Annotated in this window: 1 protein-coding gene; it reads right to left on the reverse strand. The window is 73.7% G+C overall.

Features of this window, described 5'->3' with window-relative positions; genetic code table 11:
- Window positions 1–1178 (reverse strand): tRNA uridine-5-carboxymethylaminomethyl(34) synthesis GTPase MnmE (gene mnmE, locus GJ693_RS16070; protein ID WP_156257227.1); only part of this gene is annotated, 1178 nt, incomplete at both ends.

Consider the following 1178-nt stretch of genomic DNA (forward strand, 5'->3'; position numbering starts at 1 on the left):
CTCGGCGCGCAGGACGGGTTCGGGGGCGTGGGCGGCTTCGCGCAGGGCGGTTTCGGCGTCGGCGAAGGCAGCGCGGTGGCGGGCGTGGGCGAGGAGGGCGGGTTCGCCGGGGCGGGTGGTGGTTTGCGCCCAGTTGGTGAGCCAGGCACGCAAGGCGGGGAGACCGGTACCGGCGGTGGCGGAGATGGCGAGGGCGCCGGGCGGCAGGGGCGGCAGGGCGAGATCGGCCTTGTTGAGCAGGAGCAGGTGGGGTGGGCCGTCGGCGGGTGGTGGGGCCCAGTCCGGCGCATCGGCGCTGGTGACGCTGATGACCAGATCGGCGCTGGCGGCGCGGCGGCGGGCGCGGGCAATACCTTCGGCTTCGATGGGGTCGCTGGTGTCGCGCAAGCCGGCGGTGTCGATGAGGACGGCCGCGACCCCGCCGAGATCGACGGGCACTTCGATGGCGTCACGCGTGGTGCCGGCGATGGGGGTGACGATGGCAGCATCGCGCATGGCCAAGGCATTGACCAAGCTGGATTTTCCGACATTTGGTGGCCCGGTGACGGCGATGCTGAGGCCGTCGCGGATGCGCGCGGCGCGGGCGGAGTCGGCGATGAGTTGTCCAAGCGCGTCGGCCATCGCGAGGAGCTGGTGGCGGGCGGCCTCGTCGAGACGGGCGGCGACATCGGCTTCGTCTTCGGCGAAATCGAGGCCGGCTTCGGCTTCGGCCAGCACGGTCAGGCAGCGGTCGCGCCAGTGATCGGCAAGGCGGCCCAGCGCGCCGCCGGCCAGGGCCAGGGCCTGGTCGCGCTGGCTGGCGGTTTCGGCGGCGACGAGATCGGCAAGGCCTTCGACTTGGGCGAGGTCCATGCGGCCATTGGCGAAGGCGCGGCGGGTGTATTCGCCGGGTTCGGCGAGGCGGATGCCGGGTTGGCCAGTGAGGGCGGCGAGCACGCCGGCGATGACCGCGGGGCCGCCGTGCAGATGGAATTCGGCCAGGTCTTCGCCGCTGGCACTGGCGGGGCCGGGGAAGATGGCGACAAGGGCTTCATCGAGCAGCGTGCCGCTTGCGGGATCGGTGAGCCGGCACAGGCTGAGCCGGCGTGGCGACGGCAGGCGGCCGGCGAGGGTGCGCACGGCGGCAAAGGCTGCGGGGCCGGACAGGCGGATGACGGCAAGCGCCGCGGGGGGCCGGC

Origin of the sequence: Sandarakinorhabdus oryzae (genome assembly GCF_009733735.1) — a bacterium.
Taxonomy (GTDB): domain Bacteria; phylum Pseudomonadota; class Alphaproteobacteria; order Sphingomonadales; family Sphingomonadaceae; genus Sandarakinorhabdus; species Sandarakinorhabdus oryzae.